General features: G+C 37.6%; 6 protein-coding genes. All 6 read left to right on the top strand.

The window, feature by feature from the left end; all coding sequences use genetic code 11:
• Positions 1-3: 3 nt before the first annotated feature.
• A complete protein-coding gene (locus tag Q0E03_RS09070; RefSeq protein ID WP_367270264.1) occupies positions 4-84 on the top strand; it encodes a glutamine amidotransferase-related protein in 81 nt (26 codons plus the stop codon).
• A gap of 513 nt (positions 85-597) precedes the next feature.
• Positions 598-774, top strand: a complete 177-nt coding sequence (locus Q0E03_RS09065; RefSeq protein ID WP_293692709.1) for a hypothetical protein — start codon at positions 598-600, stop codon at positions 772-774.
• Between the two features lie 127 nt (positions 775-901).
• Complete coding sequence (locus Q0E03_RS09060; protein WP_297131946.1) at positions 902-1,123, top strand: hypothetical protein; 222 nt, start codon at positions 902-904, stop codon at positions 1,121-1,123.
• Positions 1,116-1,244, top strand: a complete 129-nt coding sequence (locus Q0E03_RS09055; protein WP_297131942.1) for a hypothetical protein — start codon at positions 1,116-1,118, stop codon at positions 1,242-1,244. The genes Q0E03_RS09060 and Q0E03_RS09055 overlap by 8 nt, the downstream gene beginning before the upstream one ends.
• A complete protein-coding gene (locus Q0E03_RS09050; protein ID WP_297131939.1) occupies positions 1,207-1,407 on the top strand; it encodes a hypothetical protein in 201 nt (66 codons plus the stop codon). Before Q0E03_RS09055 ends, Q0E03_RS09050 begins: the two co-directional genes overlap by 38 nt.
• Positions 1,404-1,607, top strand: a complete 204-nt coding sequence (locus Q0E03_RS09045; RefSeq protein WP_293692712.1) for a CPCC family cysteine-rich protein — start codon at positions 1,404-1,406, stop codon at positions 1,605-1,607. The genes Q0E03_RS09050 and Q0E03_RS09045 overlap by 4 nt, the downstream gene beginning before the upstream one ends.
• Positions 1,608-1,633 lie beyond the last annotated feature (26 nt).

The raw sequence follows: 1,633 nt of genomic DNA, 5'->3' as shown, positions 1-1,633 counted from the left end.
CCGGTGTATGGTGTGCAGTTCCATCCGGAGTCGATTATGACGCCGCAGGGACGGACGATTTTGAAAAACTTTTTGAGCTTGTAAAGTAAAACGCAGAATGTACTGAGAAGATGAGTACATTCTGCGTTGTTGTTATAGAGCAGTGCAATAGAGAGTCAATTTGTAAGAACAGTTGTATTATCAGTTTTAATGTGATTTGTAGAGAATACGTAATATAAGAAAGAACACTGCCTGCCATAGCGCCTCAAACGGATGCTAATCAGCATAACAATGTTCCTTCTGCGGTTAGTGTAGCAGATTTACTTCAAGGTGTCAAGCAATGCTAAAAAGCAGTTTGCAATCAAGACCGTGTTGAACAAAAAAAGAAGCAGTAACCACTAAACGTCATGCTGATGAAATCAGCCCTCAGTATACGTCCGAAACCGGTAGTGGTAATACTGCTACTTATATTATAACACTTTTTATATAAAAGAACATATCATGGTTAAATTTTGAAAGACATCCTAAACTAAAGAAAACCCCTTGAAAAATACTTCGGAAAGATATAATATTAATTCAGAGAATTATCTATTTATTCTATGGTCAGTAGGTGGTTGAATGAAGGTAAAATGGATAGCTGAAAGTGATTTCCCCTTTGGTACACAGGGAAAAATTTATGATGTGCTCGATGTTGCTATTAAGGGGCCTAAAAAGAGAAAATGGTATCAAATTAATACAGATATGGATGAAACTTATTATGTTCCAGCCAGCTATTTTGAAATAGTTGAGGAGTAACCTATGAGGGATTTTGACATGATGTAGCAAATTCGTGCAATATTCGAAAACCCCATATATGGCTATGAATTTGACAAGCTGATATTCTTTAAGATTTCATTCAGAGCGTTATTATCGGAGGCTAAAAATGCTACAAAAACTAATCGAATTCTTTGAACGAGAAACCGGCATGACTATTCAAGAAGCATATAATTTATCGCCGGAAGGACAAGAAGCAATTTTTGACAAAATGGTAGATATTGAGCTTGAAGAACTCGGTGATGAAAATGATGAGAACGCTCCAATTAGTGAGCGATGTGCTTTGGCTTGTAAATGGCAAGATATCATGAATGGTTCAAAGATTGAGTGAATATAATGAATATGACGCACAGGTAATAGCGTTGCAGAAGATAGCAAGCATTAGCGATATTGTTGTTGAAGAGGTTAATTATCGTGGAAAAGCAGAAAAAGAAAAGAGAGTTGATGATTGATGATTCTCCGCCGGTTATTTCGGAAGAAATCATGAATTTAACTTTAGAGGAACTTCGCGAAAGTATTGCCAAACAGGAAATGGAGCTTTACGGGAGTACGCTTTCCGATGATAAGACTGGCTATTATGAAAGGTGTAGAAAGGCGGAGGGAAATAAAAAATGAAACACTTATGTCCTGTTTGTGGTCAATATGAATTTACGAGACGTAGTGCAAATCCACTTGATTGCTGCTTCTTAGGCTGCAAGGTATGTGGCTGGATTGATGATGCCGTGTTGGAACTAGAGCCGGATTTCGATGGCGGAGAGTTAGGAATTTCCTTAAACCAGGCTCGAGCCGAATGGGCTGCTAAACACAAACAATAAAAAATTTATTTAACCGCTTGCTTAGT

Source organism: uncultured Eubacterium sp., from assembly GCF_934525195.1.
GTDB lineage: Bacteria > Bacillota > Clostridia > Oscillospirales > Acutalibacteraceae > Eubacterium_R.
The sequence above is the reverse complement of the archived record's forward strand: the minus strand, read 5'-3'. Positions and strand labels throughout refer to the sequence as shown.

Coding starts and splice junctions, on each gene's coding strand:
- Q0E03_RS09065 (WP_293692709.1), top strand. CDS start 598: ATGAAGGTAAAATGGATAGCTGAAAGTGATTTCCCCTTTGGTACACAG.
- Q0E03_RS09060 (WP_297131946.1), top strand. CDS start 902: ATGCTACAAAAACTAATCGAATTCTTTGAACGAGAAACCGGCATGACT.
- Q0E03_RS09045 (WP_293692712.1), top strand. CDS start 1,404: ATGAAACACTTATGTCCTGTTTGTGGTCAATATGAATTTACGAGACGT.